Origin of the sequence: Microvirga massiliensis (assembly GCF_001006805.1) — a bacterium.
GTDB lineage: Bacteria > Pseudomonadota > Alphaproteobacteria > Rhizobiales > Beijerinckiaceae > Microvirga > Microvirga massiliensis.
Genome location: NZ_LN811350.1, coordinates 945,078 through 965,306, shown reverse-complemented (window position 1 = coordinate 965,306; position 20,229 = coordinate 945,078). Strand labels below are relative to the sequence as shown.

19 protein-coding genes and 1 pseudogene are annotated in these 20,229 nt (G+C 64.4%); 17 read left to right on the top strand and 3 right to left on the bottom strand.

All coding sequences use genetic code 11. The features are described from left to right. Positions 1-128 precede the first annotated feature (128 nt). The 3 genes from rnk (at position 129) to BN1233_RS04445 (ending at position 1,466) form a co-directional block, all read left to right on the top strand. Positions 129-587, top strand: coding sequence for a nucleoside diphosphate kinase regulator (gene rnk / locus BN1233_RS04450; protein ID WP_046862158.1), 459 nt, complete (start codon positions 129-131; stop codon positions 585-587). 29 nt (positions 588-616) lie between these two features. After that, positions 617-778, top strand: coding sequence for a hypothetical protein (locus BN1233_RS46615; protein WP_154678249.1), 162 nt, complete (start codon positions 617-619; stop codon positions 776-778). A 211-nt stretch (positions 779-989) separates the two neighbouring features. Next, positions 990-1,466 carry a GreA/GreB family elongation factor gene (locus tag BN1233_RS04445; RefSeq protein WP_082145140.1) on the top strand — a complete coding sequence of 159 codons (477 nt, stop codon included), beginning with the start codon at positions 990-992 and terminating at the stop codon, positions 1,464-1,466. A gap of 70 nt (positions 1,467-1,536) precedes the next feature. Here BN1233_RS04445 and BN1233_RS04440 read toward each other — a convergent pair whose 3' ends face one another. After that, a complete protein-coding gene (locus BN1233_RS04440; protein WP_197094572.1) occupies positions 1,537-2,445 on the bottom strand; it encodes a hypothetical protein in 909 nt (302 codons plus the stop codon). A gap of 96 nt (positions 2,446-2,541) precedes the next feature. Between BN1233_RS04440 and BN1233_RS04435 the strand changes: the two genes are divergently transcribed. From BN1233_RS04435 to BN1233_RS04375, 13 genes and pseudogenes are all read left to right on the top strand, one after another. Continuing rightward, complete coding sequence (locus BN1233_RS04435) at positions 2,542-3,330, top strand: IclR family transcriptional regulator (protein ID WP_046862157.1); 789 nt, start codon at positions 2,542-2,544, stop codon at positions 3,328-3,330. Further along, positions 3,324-4,328, top strand: a complete 1,005-nt coding sequence (locus BN1233_RS04430; RefSeq protein ID WP_046862156.1) for a thiamine pyrophosphate-dependent dehydrogenase E1 component subunit alpha — start codon at positions 3,324-3,326, stop codon at positions 4,326-4,328. The genes BN1233_RS04435 and BN1233_RS04430 overlap by 7 nt, the downstream gene beginning before the upstream one ends. Beyond that, positions 4,328-5,305 carry an alpha-ketoacid dehydrogenase subunit beta gene (locus tag BN1233_RS04425; RefSeq protein WP_046862155.1) on the top strand — a complete coding sequence of 326 codons (978 nt, stop codon included), beginning with the start codon at positions 4,328-4,330 and terminating at the stop codon, positions 5,303-5,305. Before BN1233_RS04430 ends, BN1233_RS04425 begins: the two co-directional genes overlap by 1 nt. Positions 5,306-5,335: 30 nt before the next feature. Next, positions 5,336-6,358 carry a DctP family TRAP transporter solute-binding subunit gene (locus tag BN1233_RS04420; protein ID WP_046862154.1) on the top strand — a complete coding sequence of 341 codons (1,023 nt, stop codon included), beginning with the start codon at positions 5,336-5,338 and terminating at the stop codon, positions 6,356-6,358. A gap of 74 nt (positions 6,359-6,432) precedes the next feature. Further along, entirely contained in the window at positions 6,433-6,969 is a 537-nt protein-coding gene (locus tag BN1233_RS04415) for a TRAP transporter small permease (protein ID WP_046862153.1), read from the top strand. Then, positions 6,969-8,252 carry a TRAP transporter large permease gene (locus tag BN1233_RS04410; protein WP_046862152.1) on the top strand — a complete coding sequence of 428 codons (1,284 nt, stop codon included), beginning with the start codon at positions 6,969-6,971 and terminating at the stop codon, positions 8,250-8,252. The genes BN1233_RS04415 and BN1233_RS04410 overlap by 1 nt, the downstream gene beginning before the upstream one ends. A 31-nt stretch (positions 8,253-8,283) precedes the next feature. Continuing rightward, positions 8,284-10,011 carry a thiamine pyrophosphate-binding protein gene (locus tag BN1233_RS04405; RefSeq protein WP_046862151.1) on the top strand — a complete coding sequence of 576 codons (1,728 nt, stop codon included), beginning with the start codon at positions 8,284-8,286 and terminating at the stop codon, positions 10,009-10,011. Between the two features lie 383 nt (positions 10,012-10,394). Continuing rightward, positions 10,395-11,477 (top strand): ABC transporter ATP-binding protein, encoded by a 1,083-nt coding sequence (locus BN1233_RS04400; RefSeq protein ID WP_046862150.1) that lies wholly within the window; start codon positions 10,395-10,397, stop codon positions 11,475-11,477. A 13-nt stretch (positions 11,478-11,490) separates the two neighbouring features. After that, entirely contained in the window at positions 11,491-12,591 is a 1,101-nt protein-coding gene (locus BN1233_RS04395; protein ID WP_046862149.1) for an ABC transporter ATP-binding protein, read from the top strand. Beyond that, a complete protein-coding gene (locus BN1233_RS04390; RefSeq protein ID WP_046862148.1) occupies positions 12,588-13,484 on the top strand; it encodes a carbohydrate ABC transporter permease in 897 nt (298 codons plus the stop codon). The genes BN1233_RS04395 and BN1233_RS04390 overlap by 4 nt, the downstream gene beginning before the upstream one ends. Before the next feature lie 166 nt (positions 13,485-13,650). Beyond that, positions 13,651-14,409, top strand: a pseudogene (locus tag BN1233_RS04385) (carbohydrate ABC transporter permease); the annotation flags it as partial. A gap of 76 nt (positions 14,410-14,485) precedes the next feature. After that, on the top strand, positions 14,486-14,764 hold the full coding sequence (locus tag BN1233_RS04380; protein ID WP_082145139.1) for a DUF2160 domain-containing protein: 279 nt from the start codon (positions 14,486-14,488) through the stop codon (positions 14,762-14,764). A gap of 134 nt (positions 14,765-14,898) precedes the next feature. Continuing rightward, positions 14,899-16,656: an ABC transporter substrate-binding protein gene (locus tag BN1233_RS04375; protein ID WP_046862146.1), complete on the top strand. Its 1,758-nt coding sequence runs from the start codon at positions 14,899-14,901 to the stop codon at positions 16,654-16,656. A gap of 691 nt (positions 16,657-17,347) precedes the next feature. Here BN1233_RS04375 and panC read toward each other — a convergent pair. Both panC and BN1233_RS04365 read right to left on the bottom strand, forming a co-directional pair. Further along, the gene (panC, locus tag BN1233_RS04370; protein WP_046862145.1) at positions 17,348-18,184 is read right to left on the bottom strand and encodes a pantoate--beta-alanine ligase; all 837 of its coding nucleotides are present in this window, start codon (positions 18,182-18,184) and stop codon (positions 17,348-17,350) included. A gap of 125 nt (positions 18,185-18,309) precedes the next feature. Beyond that, on the bottom strand, positions 18,310-19,113 hold the full coding sequence (locus tag BN1233_RS04365; protein WP_048708769.1) for a GntR family transcriptional regulator: 804 nt from the start codon (positions 19,111-19,113) through the stop codon (positions 18,310-18,312). A 249-nt stretch (positions 19,114-19,362) separates the two neighbouring features. On the opposite strand from BN1233_RS04365, the gene BN1233_RS04360 reads away from it, so the two are divergent. Further along, positions 19,363-20,160: an enoyl-CoA hydratase/isomerase family protein gene (locus BN1233_RS04360; protein ID WP_046862493.1), complete on the top strand. Its 798-nt coding sequence runs from the start codon at positions 19,363-19,365 to the stop codon at positions 20,158-20,160. The last annotated feature ends 69 nt before the right edge of the window (positions 20,161-20,229 follow it).

The window sequence follows — 20,229 nt, the reverse complement described above, 5'->3', positions numbered from 1 at the left end:
TCGAAGTATCATGACGGCGGCTCCGTCTCGCCGCACGCGCGACGAGACGGAGCCGCCAAAAGAATGACTGAAAGGCGCGCCGTATCCACCTGGGTACGGCTTGATCGACCTTGTGCAAGGAGGATGACATGAGCAAACCCGCGAACTTTCCCCCCGTCACGATCTCGACGAACGACTACGATCGACTCGCCTGGATCGCGACGGCAGGCATGATGAGCCGCCGCGCTCCGCCGGTCGCGGAGATGCTCGCGGATGAGCTCGTGCGCGCCACGGTCGTAGCCGCGAACGCTGTACCACCGTCCGTCGTAACGATGCACTCCCGCGTGGAGTTCCGGGACGAGACCACCGGCCAAACCTCTCGGCTGACCCTCGTCTATCCAGGCGAGGACGACGGCGACACGGGGCTGATCTCGGTTCTGACGCCGATCGGCACGGCCCTGATCGGCCTGTCGGAGGGCCAGTCGATCCGCTGGCGAACCGCGACGGGAGAATGGAAGACCCTGACGGTCCTGCGGGTGCTCTACCAACCGCAGCGCATGGCATTGCACGGGATTCCAGAGCCGTGCGCGACGCTGAACTCAGGATAGACTAACACGAATTCGAGAAAGGAGAATGAATGACGACGCTGAATCCTCATGGGCACTGGAACAACATCGGAAACGATGACCTGAACGGTCTGACGCCCGAAGAGATCGCCGAGCTTCGGGCGCAAGCCCTGCGCTGGACGTTCTGGATCGTCCTTGCGGCCGGCGTGATCGCGACCCTTTGGTGGAACTGACGACGGCAGGAAAAGCACCGTTCGACAACGCATCCGACGAATCTGCAGGCGCCTTGAGCCGTGAGGCGCCCTCAGCATCTGCAGCGGGGTGCGTTCCCATGTGCGTAAGCCTAAGTGAACGCGCGCATGTGTGCCGCTGCTGCCCTATCCAAGCCATGACCCTGCCTGCAACGGGCCTCCCCGAGGGAGGCCCGTGCTGGTTTCATGCGGCATGGCGCGCCACAAGGAGAAAATAATGCACATAAACCAGGCGATGATTGCCCTCACATCCGATGATCACAAGCGTCTTCTGGCGCAGGCGTACTACCATGCCGAACGTGACCCTCACGCGGCCGAGCGCCTCATGAGAAAGTTGCGCAATGCAACTCTGTTCGAATCGGAAGAGCTCTCAGAGGACGTCGTCTCGATGAATTCGATCGTGCGTTATCGCATTGATGGAGAGGCCCCTGCCCGACGAGCGTTGGTATTCCCCGGCAAGGGGATACAGCCTGAGGCTGAAATTTCGGTGCTCACGGCGCTCGGGACCGCTCTTCTCGGCCAACGCGTGGGAGAGCGCATCCCGCTGGATTTTCAGGAGGCCGGCCACCCTCGATGGGTGCAGATCGAGGGCATCGAACCGGACCTGAAAGGCGGCATGATTCCGGTTCAGCCGAAGGAACTTGCGGGCGTGGCGCATTCGCAGGGCTGATCGGAGAAGGGCTGCGAAGCGCTCCGGGAACGAGCCCATCGCCCGGGGTTGGGCAGGCAATGCCTGATATTCATAACCTCGCCCAGGCTTCGAGCAGCGAGCGAACGGGCCGGCCGATTTGCGCTCCGAGCCGCTGCGCAGCCGCGTTCGCGGCCGAGACGACGCCCTCCTCGAAGACAGACAGCGCCTCGCCGATCCGGGCCGATGAGGCTGCGACGGTCACGGCAGCGATGCCGCGTTCGTCGAGGGCCGGCAGGCGTGTCAGACCGGCACCATCGACCCCGATTCCCGCATCGTGAAACACGGCCGCAAAGGCGTCCGTCCGTAAAGCCATGGCAGGGTTTCCACCCACCAGTCCCCCGTGAGACGCGGTGACGACGATATGCCCGGAATCATCGGGCCGCACGAGGGCCGCGGAATCGAGGAGGATCACGCGTCGGTGCGCAGCCGGCACCTGCACCTCTGATCGACCTTCCACGAGCGTGGGGACATCCGGCGCGGCGAGAGGGGCCTTACGCAGCGCTTCCGCGGCCTCTCTGCAGGACATCCCGCCGGTCACGCCACAGGCCCGCGCCGGAGCATTCGCGTGGCTGATCACCCCACGATCGATCATGTCGGCCGTGTCGCCGATGCGGCACGACATGTGCGAGACGGCAGCGGCGGCGATCCCGAAGCGCTCGAGGAGGTGCAGACTCGCAATGCCCGCCTCGTCCTTGCCGATGCCCGCATCGTTGAGGATGACGGCCCGGACGCGTGCCTTCGCGGCCAGTGTGCCGGGATAGAGTCCACCATGCGAGCCGCTGACCACGACAGCGCCTGTAGCCTCGGCCGGTAGCTTTGTGATGGTGTCGGCCGTCAGGACAGCAGCGTCCGACGCCTCTCTCGGTCTCTTGACGCTATCGTCGCCTCCTCCTACGCCCATGGTCTTCGAGCTCTCCATGCTCGAACCGGACTGCCCGGCTGACTTCATTTCCGGCATCTTGACGCCCCTCCCGTTCCGAAATTAAGCTTGTCCTATTCCGTTCAGCGGAACAAGAACACAGCACATCGATGCTGAACGGCTCTGGGAGGGGCAATGCTACGCGAGGGGGCAGTCAGGACGGTCGATCGTGTTGCGCGCATTCTGCGCACGCTCTCCGGCGACCGCGCGGACGGGCTCGCGCTCAGCGACATCTCCCGTGAGACCGGCTACGGCAAGACGACGACGCACCGCCTTCTCGGCGCGCTCGTCGATGTCGGCTTCGTCCACCAGGACACATCGAACCGCCGCTATCGTCTCGGAACGCTCGCCATCGAGATCGGACGCAAGGCTCACGAGCAGGGCGTCGCGGCGCTCGTCACGCCGGTGCTCAAGCGGCTCGCCAAGGACACCGGCGATACCGTCTTCGCCTCGATCCGCGAAGGTCTCTCCGCGATCTGCGTGGCACGCGAAGTCGGCTCCTATCCAATCCGGACATTGACCCTCGAATTGGGGGACCGTCGGCCGCTCGGGGTCGGCGCCGGCAGTCTAGCCCTTCTTGCGGCACTCCCCGACCGTGAGGTCGAGCAGGTGTTGCGCCTCAATGCGCTCTGGCTGAAGGATTATCCGGGCTTCGACGCCGAAGAGCTTCGCTCCCTCGTAGCCCGCACGCGGCACGAGGGCTACGCCTTCAACGAGGGCCGGATCGTTGCCGGGATGTGCGCGATCGGCGTGGCAATCGTCGACCAGAGCGGCAGCCCGCTGGCAGCCCTCAGCATCGCGGCGATCGGCCAGCGCATGGGCCAAGATCGGCTGCCTCGTCTGGTCGAAAAGTTGCAAGGCGAGGCCGCGCGTGTCTCTGACCTGATGGCTTCCTGGGACTCGGAGGACAGTGCGCGATGCTGACGGCGCCTCATGCGCAAACGAATCTCGATCTTCAACGCCTATCCGAGCATCACAGGATGATGGTGCGCATCCGCGCCTTCGAGGAAGCCGCGCTGGAGAGCCTGAACGAGAAGCTGGTGCTCGGCGCCATTCACCCCTCGATCGGGCAGGAGGCGATCGCCTCCGGCGTGTGCCTCAACCTGGAGCAGGATGACGTTCTCCTGTCCACCCATCGCGGACATGGCCACACGCTCGCCAAAGGTGCCGACAGCCTCGCGATGATGCGCGAGCTTTTCGGACGCGACGGCGGCAATTGCGGCGGCAAGGGCGGGTCGATGCACATCGCCGATTTCGGTGTCGGGATGCTCGGCGCAAACGGAGTCGTCGCCGCGAACATCGCGATCGCCGCCGGTGCGGCGCACGCCATCAAGCTCAAAGGCGAGCGCAAGGTGGTCTGTTGCATCTTCGGAGACGGTGCGATCAACCGCGGTCCGTTTCTCGAAGGTCTCAACTGGGCGAAGGTCTTCAATCTGCCCGTGCTCTTCGTCTGTGAGGACAACGGCTTCGCGGCCACGACGCGGACGCGCACGATGACGGCAGGCGACGGGCCATCCGCCCGCGCGAGAAGCATGGGGATCCCGGCCATCGAGGTGGACGGGAATGACGTGCTCGCCGTCGATGCGGCTACACAGGAACTCGTCGCCGCCATCCGGGCCGGCGGCGGGCCTCGCTTCCTCCATGCCCATACCTACCGGCTGACCGGACATACGGGGGCCGATCCGGCTCTTTACCGCCCCAAGGAAGAGGTCGAGCAGCGCTGGCTCGACGATCCCATCGCCCAAGTGGAGGCGATGCTGCGCGATGCGGGCCGCGAGGCTGAAATCGGCGACGCGCGCAAAGCGGCTCAGGACGAGATGCAGGAGGCCTATCGGCACGCGAAGGAGACGCCCTTCCCTGCCGTCGAGCATGCGCTCTCCGACGTGCAGGATATCGGCGACCCACGCGTGGAGGCGTTCTGATGGCGATGTTGACCTATATCGAGGCATCGCGGCTCGCGCTCGCCGAGGAAATGCGGCGGGATCCTACGGTCTGGGCCGTCGGCGAAGACCTCGGCCGCGGCGGCGTCTTCGGGCAATACAAGGGGCTCGTCGACGAGTTCGGATCCGACAGGATTTCCGATGCGCCCATTTCGGAAGCCTGCATCATGGGCGCGGCCGTCGGGGCTGCGATGATGGGGACGCGCCCGGTCGTCGAGATGCGCTTCTCCGACTTCGCCCTGTGCGCGATCGACGAACTCGTCAATCAGGCCGCCAAGGCCCGCTACATGTTCGGCGGCCAGACGCGCGTGCCGCTCGTCGTGCGTGAGCCGATCGGCATGTGGCGCTCGTCGGCGGCACAGCACTCGCAATCCCTCGAAGCCTGGTATGCCCATATTCCGGGTCTCGTCGTCGTCTGTCCGTCGACGCCCGCCGACAACAAGGGCCTCCTCAAGACGGCGATCCGCTCCGACGATCCGGTTGTCTACATGGAGCACAAGAATCTCTGGGGCCTTGAAGGTGAAACGCCCGACGATCCGGATGTGACGGTGCCCTTCGGGAAAGCCCGCATGGCCCGCACGGGACACGATCTCACGATCGTGTCGTGGTCGGCGCAGGTCCATGTCTGCACCAGGGCCGCGGAAGCCCTCGCGCATCGCGGCATTGAGGCCGAGGTCATCGATCTCCGGACTCTCTGGCCCTGGGACAAGGCGACGGTGCTCGCGAGCGTCGAGAAAACGGGCCGCCTGCTCGTCGTGCAGGAATCCGTGAGCGTGGCAGGATTCGGAGCCGAGATCGCGGCAACCGTCGCAGAACGCCTGCACCGGTGCCTCCAGGCTCCGGTGAAGCGCCTCGGCGCGCCGAGAGCTCCGATCGCATACGCACCACCGCTCGAGGATGCGGTGCGCGTGTCCGAAACAACCATCCTCGATACCGCCGAGGCGCTCGTCCGCGCCTGATCCAACAACAGCAACGGGAGAGAACTGACGATGAAACTGATGAAGACCCTGGGGCTCGGCCTCCTCGCGGCCTTGTTCGCGGGCCAAGCCATCGCCCAGAACTACAAGGCGGAATACAAGATCTCGACGGTGGTTGGTGCGCCGTTCCCGTGGGGCCTCTCGGCCGAGCGCTGGGCCCAGCTCGTCAAGGAGCGGACCAACGGCCGCATCAACATGAAGGTCTATCCCGGCGCGCAGCTCGTCGGCGGCGATCAGACGAAAGAGTTCACCGCGATGCGTCAGGGCGTCATCGACATGGCGGTCGGCTCGACGATCAACTGGTCCCCGCAGGTCGCAGAGCTCAACCTCTTCTCCCTGCCCTTCCTGATGCCCGATCACAAGGCCATCGACGCCATCACGGGCAGCGAGGTCGGCAAGAAGCTCTTCGAGATCATCGCCTCGAAAGACGTCGTGCCGCTCGCCTGGGGCGAGAACGGCTTCCGCGAGCTTTCGAACTCGAAGCGCGACGTGCGCACGCCGGCCGACCTCAAGGGCCTCAAGATTCGCGTCGTCGGCTCGCCGCTGTTCAACGAGACCTTCACGGCACTCGGCGCCAACCCGACCCAGATGAGCTGGGCCGATGCGCAGCCGGCGCTCTCAACGGGAGCTGTCGACGGGCAGGAGAACCCGCTTTCGATCTTCACGGTCGCGAAGCTGCATACGGTCGGACAGAAGCACGTGGTCCTGTGGGGTTACGTAGCGGATCCGCTCATCTTCTCGGTGAACAAGCAGGTCTGGTCGACCTTCTCGCCCGAGGATCAGAAGATCGTCCAGCAGGCGGCCATCGAGGCCGGCCAGTACGGCAAGGAGGTCGCGCGCAAGGGCATCACCAAGGATGATCCCTCGACGCTGAAGGAGATCGAAGCGCTCGGCGTGACCATCACGCGCCTGTCCGACGCCGAGCTCAAGGCGTTCCGGGAGGCCACGCGTCCCGTTTACGACAAGTGGAAGACCCGCATCGGCGCCGAGCTCGTGAACGGTGCCGAGAAGGCGGTCGCGGAAAGCCGCAGCTGAAGTCGTCTCTCGTATAACAGTCCGGGAGGCGGGCCCAATGCCCGCCCCCATCTGATCAGGTTCGAAAGTCCCTCATGCCCTCCGACGGCGATCCCATCCTCACGACGAGCGAGCCGAAGCCGACGGTCCCGCTGACGCTCGAGAAGATCGTGGCTGCCATAGCCATGGCTGCGCTCTGCCTCATCACCTTGGGCAATGTCATCGCGCGCTATCTCACGAACTATTCCTTCGCGTTCACGGAGGAATATTCGATCGCGCTGATGGTCGTCGTCACGATGCTCGGTGCAAGCATAGCAACGGCCATGGATCGCCAGATCCGCATCACCTGGTTCGCGAGCCTCCTTCCCCCGCGGGGCCAGTTCTGGGCCGAGATCCTCGCAACCCTCGCCACGATTGGGATGTTCGTTCTCCTGATCGTTCTCGGCGGCCAAGTGGTCTGGGACGAATACCGGTTCGAGGTCACTTCCCCTGGCCTCGGCGAGCCGCAATGGATCTATACGCTCGCCCTGCCGCTCCTCGCCGTCGTCGTCGTTGCGCGGGCCATCGGCTATCTCATCGGGACGTTGCGGACCCGACATGGCGCTGTGCAGGACCGGATCGAGCCATTTTGATGATCGCAGCCGCTCTCTTCCTGAGTTTCGCGTTTCTCCTCGTCGTCGGCGCGCCGGTCGGCGTCGCACTCGGCCTTGCTGGCTCGCTCGCGATTTATCTTGCGGATCTCAATCTCCTCGCAGCACCCACGCAGACTTATACGGGCATCGCGAAATATCCGCTCCTCGCCGTGCCGATGTTCGTGCTGGTTGGCGCCATCTTCGATCGCTCCGGCGTCGCAATGCGCTTGGTTAATTTCACGTCGGCTCTCATCGGCCGTCGCACGGGTTCGCTCGCAGCCGTGACGGTGATTGTGAGCATGTTTCTCGGCGGAATCTCGGGCTCAGGTCCTGCGAATGCCGCAGCGGTCGGCGGTGCGATGATCGGCGCCCTGTCCCGCGCCGGCTATCCGCGCGCCTTCTCCGCGAGCGTGATCGGGGCGGCCGCCGCGACGGACATCCTCATTCCGCCCTCGATCGCGCTGATCATCTACAGCGTGCTCGTTCCGCAGGCTTCTGTACCGGCCCTGTTCGCGGCGGGCATGATCCCTGGAATTCTGGCGGGCATCGCGCTTCTCGTGCCGGTCTTCTGGATGTCGAAGAAGCAAGGTTTCGGCCTCGCCGAGCAGGATCTTCCCCGCCCGCCCCTTTGGAAATCCTTCAAGGAAGCAATCTGGGGCCTGCTGGCGCCCGTGATCATCCTGGGCGGCATGCGCGCGGGCTGGTTCACGCCAACCGAAGCCGCCGTGATGGCCGTCGTCTACGGCCTCTTCGTGGGTTTCGTGATCTATCGCTCGCTGACCTTGCGCGACGTCTACGAGATGCTCGTCGATGCAGCCGAGATCTCCGGCGTCATCCTGATCGTCGTCGCGCTCGCCTCGATCTTCGCCTGGGCCGGCGCGACGCTCGGCGTGTTTGACCAGGCGGCGCATGCGATCGTCGAGACGGGTGGAAGCCCATTCGTGATCCTCGCGCTTCTCATTGCGCTGGTGATCGTGATCGGCATGTTCCTCGACGGTGTATCGATCTTCCTGATCCTTCTGCCGCTTCTGATTCCGATTGCGAATCGCTTCGGATGGGATCCCGTCTGGTTCGGGATTCTTCTCACCCTCCAGATCGCAATCGGCCAATTCACGCCGCCGATGGCCGTCAACCTGATGGTGTCCTGCCGCATCGCCGGCGTGCCCATGGAAGCGACCCTGCGCTACATCTTCCCGCTCGTCGTTGCCATGCTCGTGGTTCTCGGCCTCGTCGTCGTGTTCCCCGAGCTTGCGCTCTGGCTGCCGCGCGTCCTCGGCTACTGAAACTCCCGCACCTGACAAAGAGAGGCTCGGCATGTCCGCGAATGAAATGACCGGTGGAGAAGCGCTCGTCCGGATGATCCAGGCCCATAACGGGGGGCCGATGTTCGGAATGGGCGGCTTTCAGCTCCTGCCCTTCTACGACGCGGCGCGCCGGCTCGGCATGCAGCACCACCTCATCAATGACGAGCGCGCGGGCGTATTCGCAGCCGATGCCTATGCCAAGGTCTCGGGGCGGGTTGGCCTTGCCGATGCCACGCTCGGCCCGGGCGCCACGAACCTCGTCACTGGTCTCGTCGAGGCGCTCAATGCGGGCACCCCGCTCGTCGTCCTGACGGGCAACACCCACCGGCAGCACTCCTGGAAGAACATGACCCAGGAATCGCGTCAGCTCGAAATCCTTCGCCCTGCAGTGAAGGAGTTGCTGCGGATCGAGGTCGTGGACCGCATTCCCGAACTGATGCGCCGCGCCTTCGCCGTGGCCACCACGGGTCGGCCCGGTCCGGTCGTCGTCGACGTGCCCGAGGACATTTGTCACGCGACACATCCATTTGCAGAAGACGCGTTCCGCGCGAACCCAGCGAACGAAGCGGCTCCGGCGATCCGGTGCCGCCCGGACGCTGCGAGCCTCGCGATGGCTGCCGCTCTCCTCGCGAAGGCGAAGCGCCCGATCGTCCTCGCCGGCGGCGGTGTGCATCTCAGCGGCGCTGCCGAGGCGCTGACGGCCTTCGCACGCGCCTTGATGCTGCCCGTGGCGCACACCATGACCGGCAAGGGCGCGATCCCCTGCTCCGATCCGCTGAGCGCCGGCTTGTTCGGACGTTACGACCGGATCGCCAACGGCTTGATCGAGGAGGCCGACGTGCTTCTGGTGATCGGCTGCAAGCTCGGAGAGATCGCCACGAAGCGCTACACCGTCCCGCCCCGCGGCAAGACGATCATCCACCTCGACATCGTCGCGGAGGAGTTCGGCCGCACCATGGAGCCGGATATTGCGCTCTGGGGCGACGCACGGGCCGGGGTCGAGGATCTCCATGCAGCGCTGAAAGCGGATGCCCCGGCGATCGCGGCGCGCCAGGAGGCCTACGCCGCGGAGGTGAGCCGGCGCATGGGGGCTTGGCGCGAAACGGCCACCGAACGCTACACCTCGGACGAGGTCCCGGTGAGCATGGGCCGTCTCATGGGCGAGCTGAACCGCATCATGCCGGAGGACGCCCTGCTTGTCGCCGATGGCGGCTTCGCCGCCCACTGGGGCGGACTGCTCTACGACACCAAGCGGGCGGGCCGCGGTTTCGTCCCGGACCGGGGCTTTGCCTCGATCGGCTACGGGCTTCCCGGCGCCATGGGCGCTGCGCTCGCCGCGCCGGGCCGCAAGGTCGTGAGCCTCACGGGCGACGGCGGCTTCAACATGATGCTCGGCGAGCTCGAGACGGCGCGCCGGATGGGCCTGTCCTTCACGCTCATCGTCGTGAACAATGCCGCATCCGGCTACGTGAAGGCCCTCCAGCATCTCATGTACGGGGCCGGCTCCTACCACGCCTCCGATCTTGCGGAGATCAACTATGCGGACGTCGCGAACGCGCTCGGCTGCACCGGCATTCGCGTCGAGGAGCCCGCAGGCGTTGCGTCGGCCCTGGAGCGGGCGTTGCGGACATCCGGCCCCGTCGTGCTCGACGTCGTGGTGACACGCGACCCTGCGAAAATGCTGCCGGCGGCAGACAACCGCGCGGTGCAGGTCAAGAAGGGTGACCGCGTGGCGTGAGGGCTACCATACCATCGGCGGTCATACGTCAGTAGCGGGTCCGCCGTGTCCTGGGAGCCATTCCAACCCACGTGGAATTGGCTCACTTCTTTAGATCTCATATATCTTCTTCGGTGAACCGGATCACCGAATCGGTGGGACGCGTACGACGTGCGCATCACATCACACAGTGAGATACCGGTCCGCCCCACCCTCCCGTCTTGCTTTCGTAAGGTCACTCGCCTAGCCTCGACCCAACGACAATAGTCGAGGCGGAGGTCTCCTCTCGTGAGGCCGACCCGGGAGGAGCGCTTGCCGTCGCGTAGCTGCGTAGCGGACGATTCCTGTCCCGATGCGGGTGGTTCCGGGGAGCCCATCAGGACTTCCAGTGGGAGGGCCACGGTGTGACTCTCGTCCTTGAAAGCGTCACAAAAGAGGTCGGGGCGGAAACCCACATCCGGGACGTATCGCTGACGCTCGAGCGCGGTTCACTCAACGTCCTTCTCGGCGCGACGCTCTCGGGCAAGACCTCGCTCATGCGGTTGATGGCGGGCCTCGATGCGCCGACCAGCGGGCGCGTCTTCGTCGACGGGAAGGATGTGACCGGTTGGCCCGTGCAGCGCCGCAGCGTTGCGATGGTCTATCAGCAGTTCATCAATTACCCGTCGCTCACAGTTTACGAGAATATCGCCTCTCCACTGAGAGTGGCACGGCTGCCCGCGGCGGAGATCGAGAGCCGGGTGCGCGAGGCCGCCCGCCTCCTGCGGCTCGAGCCCTTCCTCGAACGCAAACCCCTCAACCTCTCGGGCGGCCAGCAGCAGCGTACCGCGATAGCGCGCGCGCTCGTGAAGCGGGCCGATCTCGTGCTGCTCGACGAGCCCCTCGCCAACCTGGATTACAAGCTCCGCGAGGAGCTCAGGGAAGAGCTGCCCCGTATCTTTGCGGCCTCCGGCGCAATCTTCGTCTATGCCACGACCGAGCCTTCGGAAGCCCTGCTCCTCGGCGGGCGAACCGCCACACTCTTCCAGGGCCGCGTGACCCAATTCGGCGAGACCCCGCGTGTCTATCGCAGCCCCGACGATCTGAGGACGGCCTCCGTCTTTTCGGACCCGCCTCTCAACACATTGACGGCTCGCAAGCGCGGATCGACCCTCTCCCTCGACACCGGCGGCGACATCCACGCGACGGGCGTGCTCGCGGGCCTGCCCGACGGGGTGTACACTCTCGGCTTCCGGGCACATCATCTCGGCCTGGAACACAGGGGCACCGGCATTCCACTGCCGGCGACGGTCTCGGTCGCGGAAATCACCGGTTCGGAGACCTTCGTGCACCTCGATTCGGGAGATCATCGCTTCATCGCGCTCATGCCCGGCGTGTCGAGGCTCGAGCCCGGAACGCCGGTCACGGCGTCCCTCGATCAGCGACGATTGTTCGTGTTCGACGAGAGCGGCCGGCTCGCGTCGCCGGCTCTCGCGCAGGCGGCCTGACGGGGAGCGCGCGATGGCACGGATCACGCTCAGTCGCCTCGCGCATAGCTATAAGACCGATCCAAGCGGCCCCGAGGACTACGCTCTCAAGGAAATCAGCCATGTCTGGGAGCAGGGCGGCGCCTATGCGCTGCTCGGGCCGTCGGGCTGCGGAAAGACGACCCTTCTTAACATCATCTCTGGCCTCGTGCGTCCGACGCGCGGTCGCATCCTGTTCGGCGATCGCGACGTCACTGACCTTCCGACCGAAGCCCGCAACATCGCGCAGGTCTTCCAGTTCCCCGTGGTCTATGACACCATGACGGTGCGCGAGAACCTCGCCTTCCCGCTCAAGAACCGGCGCGTGCCCCGGAACGAGACGGAGGCGCGCGTGAAGGAGATCGGCGGCCTTCTCGGTCTCAACCCGGTTCTCGACCGCAAGGCACGCAACCTCACGGCCGACATGAAGCAGAAGATCTCGCTCGGCCGCGGTCTCGTCCGCCCCGACGTCGCGGCGATCCTGTTCGACGAGCCGCTCACGGTCATCGATCCGCATCTCAAATGGCAGCTGCGATCGATGCTCAAGGAGCTGCACCGCGCACTCGACGTCACGATGATCTATGTCACCCATGATCAGACGGAGGCCCTCACCTTCGCGGACAGGGTCGTGGTCATGCATGACGGCGCCGTCGTGCAGACCGGAACGCCCGATGAACTCTTCGAGCGTCCTGCCCACACCTTCGTGGGCTATTTCATCGGCTCGCCGGGCATGAACGTGCTGCCCTGTCGCGTCGAAGGGACAACTGCCTATGTCGGACATGAGCCCATCCAGCTTGCACGCGGCTATGCGCGCCTGCCGAAAGGGGCCCGGATCGAGCTCGGCATACGGCCGGAATTCGCGTTCCTGAAACTGAAGGGAGACGGGTTGCCGGTGCGGTTGAAGCGGATCGATGATCTCGGCCGGGTGCGGATCGCGCGCGTCGAAATGGCCGGACAGGCGCTGGCTGCGAGCGTCACCGAAGATTTCGTTCCCGACGGCGACGAAGCATCGCTGGAATTCGACCCGCGCCACGTCCACATCTATGCCGATGGCCACCTCGTCACGGGCGATGCTGCAGGAGTTGCGGCATCATGACGAAGGTTGCCGACAACAGGGCCTGGTTCCTCGTCCTGCCCGTCTTCGCGATCGTCGCCTTCTCGGCCGTGCTGCCGATGATGACGGTCGTCAATTATTCCGTCCAGGACACCTTCGGGAACAATCAGTTCTTCTGGAATGGCGTCGGCTGGTTCCAGGAACTGCTCGACCCATCGAGCCAGCTCGGAGAGCGCTTTTTCGAATCCCTGTGGCGCAACCTTCTGTTCTCGGCGATCATCCTCGCGATCGAGATTCCGCTCGGGATTCTCATCGCCTTGTCGATGCCGCGGGAGGGCTGGACCGTCGCTCTCTGCCTCGTCCTCATGGCTCTGCCGCTCCTGATTCCGTGGAACGTCGTCGGCACGATCTGGCAGGTTTTCGCCCGGGGCGACATCGGCCTTCTGGGCTACGCGATCAACAGCCTCGGCATCGATTACAACTACGTGGCCGACCCGCTCGACGCCTGGGCCACGATCATCGTCATGGACGTCTGGCACTGGACGAGCCTCGTCGCCCTCCTCTGCTATGCCGGTCTGAAATCCATTCCGGACGCTTATTACCAAGCGGCCCGGATCGACGGCGCCTCGCGCTGGGCGGTCTTCCGCACCATTCAGCTGCCGAAGATGCGGCGCGTGCTGCTCATCGCCGTCCTCCTGCGCTTCATGGATTCCTTCATGATCTACACGGAGCCCTTCGTGCTCACCGGCGGCGGGCCTGGCAATGCGACGACCTTCCTGTCGATCGATCTCGTCAAGCTCGCACTGGGCCAGTTCGATCTCGGCAGGGCGGCCGCGATGTCGCTCGTCTATAACCTCATCATCCTGGCCCTATGCTGGGTCTTCTACACCGTGATGACGAACGTCGATGCGGACCGGGAGAGGGTCGAGGGATGATCTCCCGCTTCGACATAAAGCGTCACCGGAGGCCTCGGGCGTGAGCGATACCGCGGTTATCAGACCCTCGGGGACCACGCCCGAAGCGGCGCCCATCGCGGCCAATCGGACCCTCGCGCCATCACGCCTGAACGGGCGAACCGTCGTGATGGCGCTTTATCTCCTGTTTATGCTGCTGCCGATCTACTGGCTCGTGAACATGAGCCTCAAGACCAATACGGAAATCACGAGTGGCCTCACGCTCTGGCCGCGTGAGATCACGTTCGAGAACTACGTCCGCATCTTCACCGACGAGAGCTGGTATTCGGGCTATATCAACTCCCTGACCTACGTGCTGATCAATACGGCTCTCTCGCTCGCCTTTGCCCTTCCCGCGGCCTATGCCTTCTCGCGCTATCGCTTCCTCGGCGACAAGCACCTGTTCTTCTGGCTGCTCACCAACCGGATGGCGCCGCCAGCCGTGTTCGCACTGCCGTTCTTCAATCTCTATTCCGCAGTCGGCCTGTTCGATACGCCCTGGGCGGTCGCCCTGGCCCATTGCCTGTTCAACGTGCCGCTCGCCGTGTGGATTCTCGAGGGCTTCATGTCAGGCGTGCCGCGAGAAATCGACGAGACCGCGGCAATCGACGGCTATTCCTTCCCGCGGTTCTTCATCAAGATCTTCATGCCACTCATCGCGAGCGGGATCGGTGTCGCGGCCTTCTTCTGCTTCATGTTCTCGTGGGTCGAGCTCCTTCTCGCGCGCACGCTGACGACGGTGAATGCGAAGCCGATCGCCGCCACGATGACCCGAACGGTTTCCGCAGCCGGAATGGACTGGGGCCTTCTCGCCGCAGCGGGCGTTCTCACGATCGTACCGGGAGCTCTCGTGATCTGGTTCGTGCGCAACTACATCGCCAAGGGCTTCGCCCTCGGGAGGGTGTGATGCCGGGAACGCTCGCTGTAGGTTCCGTCATGCGCCAGAGAATTTCCGGCACGGCATGTCATCGGGAGTGCCGGCAATGGATCTAGCCTGGATGGCCTGGACTTGGCAGACTGCGGTCTTCTTCGCGACGATTGCAGGCCTGCTCGCCATCATGACGGCGCTTGCGATCCTTCGCCCCGAGACGGTCCGCGTCGGCGTTCTGCGGATTCCGACCACCCGCGGCGACAGGCTCTTCATCTCATTGATCGGAGCGGCTTTCATCCATCTCGGCTGGCTTGGCCTCGTCGATTCGAACCTCTGGCCGGCCCTCGTCCTGTCTCTTCTCTTCGCGGCGGCTGTGTTCCGCTTCGTGTGACGCGTATTCGGTTTCGGCTCTGCGTTTCGCGCCAGCATGCTTCCGCGAAGCGCAGTGCCAAGAATGGCTCTCCGGCCATTTTGGCTGAAGGGACGATCGATGGAAGATCGATCAGGCATCGTCGGGAGGACCCCATGTTATCGAGGACACGCAACCTCACGCTTCTTATCTCCGCCAGCGCCCTCGCCATGACGCTCGGCGCCGGCACGGCGTTTGCCGGAATGGAGGAGGCACGCCGATGGATCGAGTCCGAGTTCCAGCCTTCGACGATCTCGAAGGAAGACCAGTTGAAGGAGATGGAATGGTTCGTGAATGCCGCGAAGCCATTCCAGGGCATGGAGATCAACGTCGTTTCCGAGACCATCACGACGCATGAATACGAGGCCCGCACGCTCGCGAAAGCCTTCACGGAAATCACAGGCATCAAGCTCAACCACGACCTCATCCAGGAGGGGGACGTCGTCGAGAAGATCCAGACCCAGATGCAGTCCGGTCGCAACATCTACGACGCCTGGGTGAACGACTCGGACCTCATCGGCACGCATTTTCGCTACAAGCAGGCCATCGCACTCGACGACTGGATGAAAGGCGAAGGCAAGGACGTCACGTTACCGACACTCGACGTCGACGACTTCATCGGGAAATCGTTCACGACGGCTCCGGACGGCAAGATGTACCAGCTGCCCGACCAGCAGTTCGCGAACCTCTACTGGTTCCGCTATGACTGGTTCCAGCGCCCGGATCTCAAGGAAAAGTTCAAGGCCAAATACGGCTATGATCTCGGCGTCCCGGTGAACTGGTCGGCCTATGAGGACATCGCCGAGTTCTTTACGAACGACGTGAAGGAGATCGACGGCGTCAAAGTCTATGGCCACATGGATTACGGCAAGAAGGATCCGTCGCTCGGCTGGCGCTTCACCGACGCATGGCTCTCGATGGCCGGCAATGGCGACAAAGGCATTCCGAACGGTCTGCCCGTCGACGAATGGGGCATCCGAATGGAGGGCTGCCGGCCGGTCGGCTCGTCCGTCGAGCGGGGCGGCGACACCAACGGCCCGGCCGCCGTCTACTCGATCGCCAAATATCTCGAGTGGATGAAGAAATATGCGCCTCCGCAGGCGGGCGGCATGACCTTCTCGGAATCCGGTCCCGTTCCCGCGCAGGGCAACATCGCCCAGCAGATCTTCTGGTACACCGCCTTCACGGCCGACATGGTGAAGCCGGGCCTGCCCGTCGTGAACGCTGACGGCACCCCGAAATGGCGGATGGCGCCGTCTCCGCACGGGTCCTACTGGAAGGACGGCATGAAGCTCGGATATCAGGATGCCGGCTCCTGGACGCTCTTGAAGTCGACTCCGGTGGAGCGCCGCAAGGCCGCCTGGCTCTATGCGCAGTTCGTGACCTCGAAGAGCGTCTCGCTGAAGAAGAGCCATGTCGGCCTGACCTTCATCCGCGAGAGCGACATCTGGCACCAGTCGATGACGGACCGTGCTCCGAAGCTCGGCGGGCTCGTCGAGTTCTATCGCTCGCCGGCCCGTGTCCAATGGACTCCGACGGGCAACAACGTGCCGGACTACCCGAAGCTCGCGCAGCTCTGGTGGCAGAACATCGGCGATGCCGCTTCCGGCGCCAAGACTCCGCAGGAGGCCATGAACGCGCTCGCCGCCGCGCAGGACGACGTCCTCGCCCGGCTCGAACGCGCCAATGTCCAAGGCGAGTGCGGCCCGAAGCTGAACCCGAAGACCTCCGCGGAGGAATGGTTCAAGAAGGCCGAAACTTCCGGCACCGTGGCGCCGCAGCGCAAGCTCGCCAACGAGAAGCCTAAGGGCGAGACGGTGGACTACGACACCCTCATCAAGAGCTGGCCGGCCTCGCCTCCGAAGAAGAGCTGAACGGGTGTAGGTGAATCGGTCCCTACTTCTCGATGAGGTGATGAGACCTCAGACATACGCGAGGGCGCGCCAGAGGTGCGCCCTCACAAATTGTGCGATCCCGCCCGATAAAGATGTCGTTCTCGACTTTGGCGACAGTCACCCAGATGCCCATGAAGTGACACGTACCGCTTCTGAGAGCGGTGCCGGATCACGCCAGGCACACTGTCACACCACAGCGTCACTGCGACGGATCCACCTCGTCCTTGCGAGGTGGAGGCGAGGCGAACCATCCGTCGACGGGTAGATTGCTTCACTGCGTTCGCAATGACGAAGAGGGTCTGAGAGCGGGAGGAGCAGGGCCGGAAACGGAGTAGCGCCGGACCCACTGCCGTCCTTGTGGTCTGTCATCATCAGATCTGCCGCGGACTCACTGCGCAATTGCGCGCCGCAGGCGTGATGAACAGCCCTTTCCGCCGCCTCACCGTCCTTGCGAGCCGAAGGCGAAGCAATCTACCCGTCGATAGGTGCACTCCTGGATCGCTTCGCCTGCGCCACGCAATGACGAGGAGAGCGTGAGGGCGCGAAGTGCAAGGACAGCTGAGGAACTTTCACTCAGGCAGCCCTTTATCGCCTCGAGCATTTGCGCAGACGTCCGCGCCGGCAGATTCCGAACACGCATCGCACATAGAATTCATCGAGCCGGAATCCGCTACAGGATCACATTATCGATCAGCCGCGTCGACCCAATGAAGGCTGCAGCCAGCAGTACGGCAGACCTGGTTACACTCCCAATCACAGGCTCCAGCGTCTCCGCGTCCCGCAGCTCCAGATATTGCAGGCTGTCGATATCGACCATCTCGGCGCCCGCAATCGCAACCAGCTTCGATGCGTCATGCTCCCCACCGCGAAAGGCGGCCTGCGCGGCCAGGAGGCCGCGGCTGATGCAGGTCGCGCGCTCGCGCTGCGAGACGCTGAGATAGGCGTTGCGGCTGCTCATCGCGAGGCCATCGGCCTCGCGCACCGTCGGGACAGTCACAATCTCGACCGGCATGTCGAGGTCGCGCACCATGCGCCGGACCACAGCGACCTGCTGATAATCCTTCTGTCCGAAGAAGGCGGCATCCGGCTGCACGATGTTCAGGAGCTTCGCCACGACGGTGGCAACACCGCGGAAATGGCCGGGCCGAACCGCCCCGCAGAGCGGTTCCGCGAGCCGCCCCGGCTCGATGAAGGTCTGAAATTCCTCGGGGTAGATCTCTGCCGCAGTGGGAAGGAACAGAATATTGACACCCGCATCGATGCAGGTGCGCTCGTCCCGGCCGAGATCGCGCGGATAGGTGCTGAGATCCTCATTCGGCCCGAACTGCGTCGGGTTCACGAAGATGCTGACCACCGTCACGTCGCAGGAGGTCGTGCTCTCCCGGATCAGAGCGACATGGCCGTTGTGCAGGAAGCCCATCGTCGGCACGAGCCCGACGCGCAAGCCGGCCTGCCGGCGCTCACGGATTGCAGTTCGAACCTGTGCGATCGTGTCCGCGATTTCCATGGCCCCTCCTCGTTCCGGGTCATTTGCCGCGAAGCAAGCGGCCATTTCAAGCGCACGTCAGTTCCCGAGCATTCGCATCGCGTTCTCTACTGAGGTGCCGCGGTCTCGCATGGCCTGAGAACAGCTCACCCCGAGATGCGCGCGCTCGGTCTTGACTTGACGTCGGAAGGACCGGAGCGGCGGCTTCGGCGGGGCGCGATTTCCTCAGTTTGCCCGCCGCTGGCCTCGTCCACGTTCTCGGCGAAGCCAGCGCGTTCGACCGCTTCCCGCTTGTGCCGCAAGTGGCGCCGCAGCACGTGGGAGAGTGCGGCCCCGTCGCGCCGGAGCAGGGCATTTAGGATCGCCTCGTGCTCCTGCACCGCGAGCTCCCAATGGGCCGGCGTCATCGGGGCGACGAAGCGGGCGCGCCGGATGCGGGCGGTCACCGACTCGTACAAGGTCGAGAGAACCGCATTGCCTGCCGCCCGAACGATCGCCTCGTGGATCTGGCGATTGCAGCGATAATACTGCACCTGGTCGCGCTCACGGTAATGGTCGAGCATCTCGTGGTGGAGCCTGGCGATATCTCGCAGTTCGTCATCGGTGATGCGGCCGCAGGCCAGTTCTCCCGCGTTGGCCTCGAGACCCTCACACACCTCGAATAGGTCCTGGACATCCTTGGACGTCAGCCGCGCGGCCCTGGCTCCCCGATTGGGCAGCAGGACGACGAGGCCCTCGGCGCCCATCACCTTGAGGGCCTCCCGCAGAGGGGTGCGGGAAATTCCGAAGGCCAAGCAGAGCTCCCGCTCCGGCACCCGCGCCCCGGGAGGGATCTCCCCCTCGAGCAGCATGTGACGGAGTCGCGCGACGACGTCCTCGTGCAGCATCTCACCTGCCTCCACCTGTGCCGCGCCGATCGGCGCTGTCTGCACCCGCAGATGCCAATCCATGGTGATTTTGAATTCAATCCACGCCCAAGCAGCCTCCGTCAATGAAAAAACGGTTGAACTTGGGCGAGTTTGAATTCAAAGTCCGGTCGCACGTCTCCCTCCAGGCAAGGTCGCGGGCACGGATACACGGGTCCGCGAGCTTCAAAGCCGAAACGGGAGCTCCAACGACACCCCCGGATCGCCCGGCATCCGAAAATCAGCAGCTTTGCATCGACGAGATCGATGCCAGCTTACGGAAAGCTCTCTTTCATGACCGATCCTGCAACGGCGAACGAGGACATCCTCTACGAGGTGAGGGACGGCATCGCCACCGTGACGTTCAATCGGCCGCAGGCCCGCAATGCCTTTACCTTCGCGATGTACGAGCGGCTCGCCGAGATCTGCGCCGAAGTCGATCAGGAAAGGTCGATCCGGGCCATGGTGCTGACCGGAGCGGGCGGCAAGGCCTTCGCGGCGGGAACGGATATCTCGCAGTTTCGCGCCTTCGACACCCCGGAAGATGCCCTGGGCTACGAGTCGCGGATCGACCGGGTGCTCGGGGCTCTCGAAAGCTGCCGCGTCCCGACGATTGCGGCAATTGCGGGTGCCTGCACGGGCGGCGGGGCCGGAATCGCGGGCTGCTGCGACCTTCGGATCGCTGCCGGCAACGCCAGGTTCGGCCTACCGATTGCGCGAACGCTCGGGAATTGCCTCTCGATGTCCAACTATTCGCGCTTCGCCGATCTCATCGGCTCGGCGCGCCTCAAGGAGATGATCTTCACGGCACGGCTGATCGAGGCCCCGGAGGCGCTGGCGATCGGGCTCGTCAACGAGGTCGTCGAGGACCCCGCGAACCTCATGACCCGCGCAGAGGAACTCGCGAAGACCGTGGCGAGCCACGCGCCGCTCACGCTACAGGCCTGCAAGGAGGCGCTGCGCCGGCTGCGCCCCACCATTCCGCGCGGTGAGGGCGATGACCTCATCCTGAAGTGCTACATGAGCCGCGACTTCCGCGAAGGCATGGATGCCTTCCTGAACAAGCGCGCTCCGAACTTCACCGGGGAATGACCTCGACGGCCGCCGCGCCGATCGAAAGCACCCGCTCCCCTGAGCGATACATTTCGCGGGCCGGCACTG

Excerpts from the sequence above, each read along its gene's own strand:
- BN1233_RS04425 (WP_046862155.1), top strand. The coding sequence starts at position 4,328 with ATGGCGATGTTGACCTATATCGAGGCATCGCGGCTCGCGCTCGCCGAG.
- BN1233_RS04395 (WP_046862149.1), top strand. The coding sequence starts at position 11,491 with ATGGCACGGATCACGCTCAGTCGCCTCGCGCATAGCTATAAGACCGAT.
- BN1233_RS04420 (WP_046862154.1), top strand. The coding sequence starts at position 5,336 with ATGAAACTGATGAAGACCCTGGGGCTCGGCCTCCTCGCGGCCTTGTTC.
- BN1233_RS04440 (WP_197094572.1), bottom strand. The coding sequence starts at position 2,445 with ATGCCGGAAATGAAGTCAGCCGGGCAGTCCGGTTCGAGCATGGAGAGC.
- BN1233_RS46615 (WP_154678249.1), top strand. The coding sequence starts at position 617 with ATGACGACGCTGAATCCTCATGGGCACTGGAACAACATCGGAAACGAT.
- BN1233_RS04380 (WP_082145139.1), top strand. The coding sequence starts at position 14,486 with ATGGATCTAGCCTGGATGGCCTGGACTTGGCAGACTGCGGTCTTCTTC.
- BN1233_RS04415 (WP_046862153.1), top strand. The coding sequence starts at position 6,433 with ATGCCCTCCGACGGCGATCCCATCCTCACGACGAGCGAGCCGAAGCCG.
- BN1233_RS04430 (WP_046862156.1), top strand. The coding sequence starts at position 3,324 with ATGCTGACGGCGCCTCATGCGCAAACGAATCTCGATCTTCAACGCCTA.
- BN1233_RS04445 (WP_082145140.1), top strand. The coding sequence starts at position 990 with ATGGCGCGCCACAAGGAGAAAATAATGCACATAAACCAGGCGATGATT.
- rnk (WP_046862158.1), top strand. The coding sequence starts at position 129 with ATGAGCAAACCCGCGAACTTTCCCCCCGTCACGATCTCGACGAACGAC.
- BN1233_RS04365 (WP_048708769.1), bottom strand. The coding sequence starts at position 19,113 with ATGGATTGGCATCTGCGGGTGCAGACAGCGCCGATCGGCGCGGCACAG.
- BN1233_RS04435 (WP_046862157.1), top strand. The coding sequence starts at position 2,542 with ATGCTACGCGAGGGGGCAGTCAGGACGGTCGATCGTGTTGCGCGCATT.
- BN1233_RS04375 (WP_046862146.1), top strand. The coding sequence starts at position 14,899 with ATGTTATCGAGGACACGCAACCTCACGCTTCTTATCTCCGCCAGCGCC.
- BN1233_RS04390 (WP_046862148.1), top strand. The coding sequence starts at position 12,588 with ATGACGAAGGTTGCCGACAACAGGGCCTGGTTCCTCGTCCTGCCCGTC.
- panC (WP_046862145.1), bottom strand. The coding sequence starts at position 18,184 with ATGGAAATCGCGGACACGATCGCACAGGTTCGAACTGCAATCCGTGAG.
- BN1233_RS04405 (WP_046862151.1), top strand. The coding sequence starts at position 8,284 with ATGTCCGCGAATGAAATGACCGGTGGAGAAGCGCTCGTCCGGATGATC.
- BN1233_RS04410 (WP_046862152.1), top strand. The coding sequence starts at position 6,969 with ATGATCGCAGCCGCTCTCTTCCTGAGTTTCGCGTTTCTCCTCGTCGTC.
- BN1233_RS04360 (WP_046862493.1), top strand. The coding sequence starts at position 19,363 with ATGACCGATCCTGCAACGGCGAACGAGGACATCCTCTACGAGGTGAGG.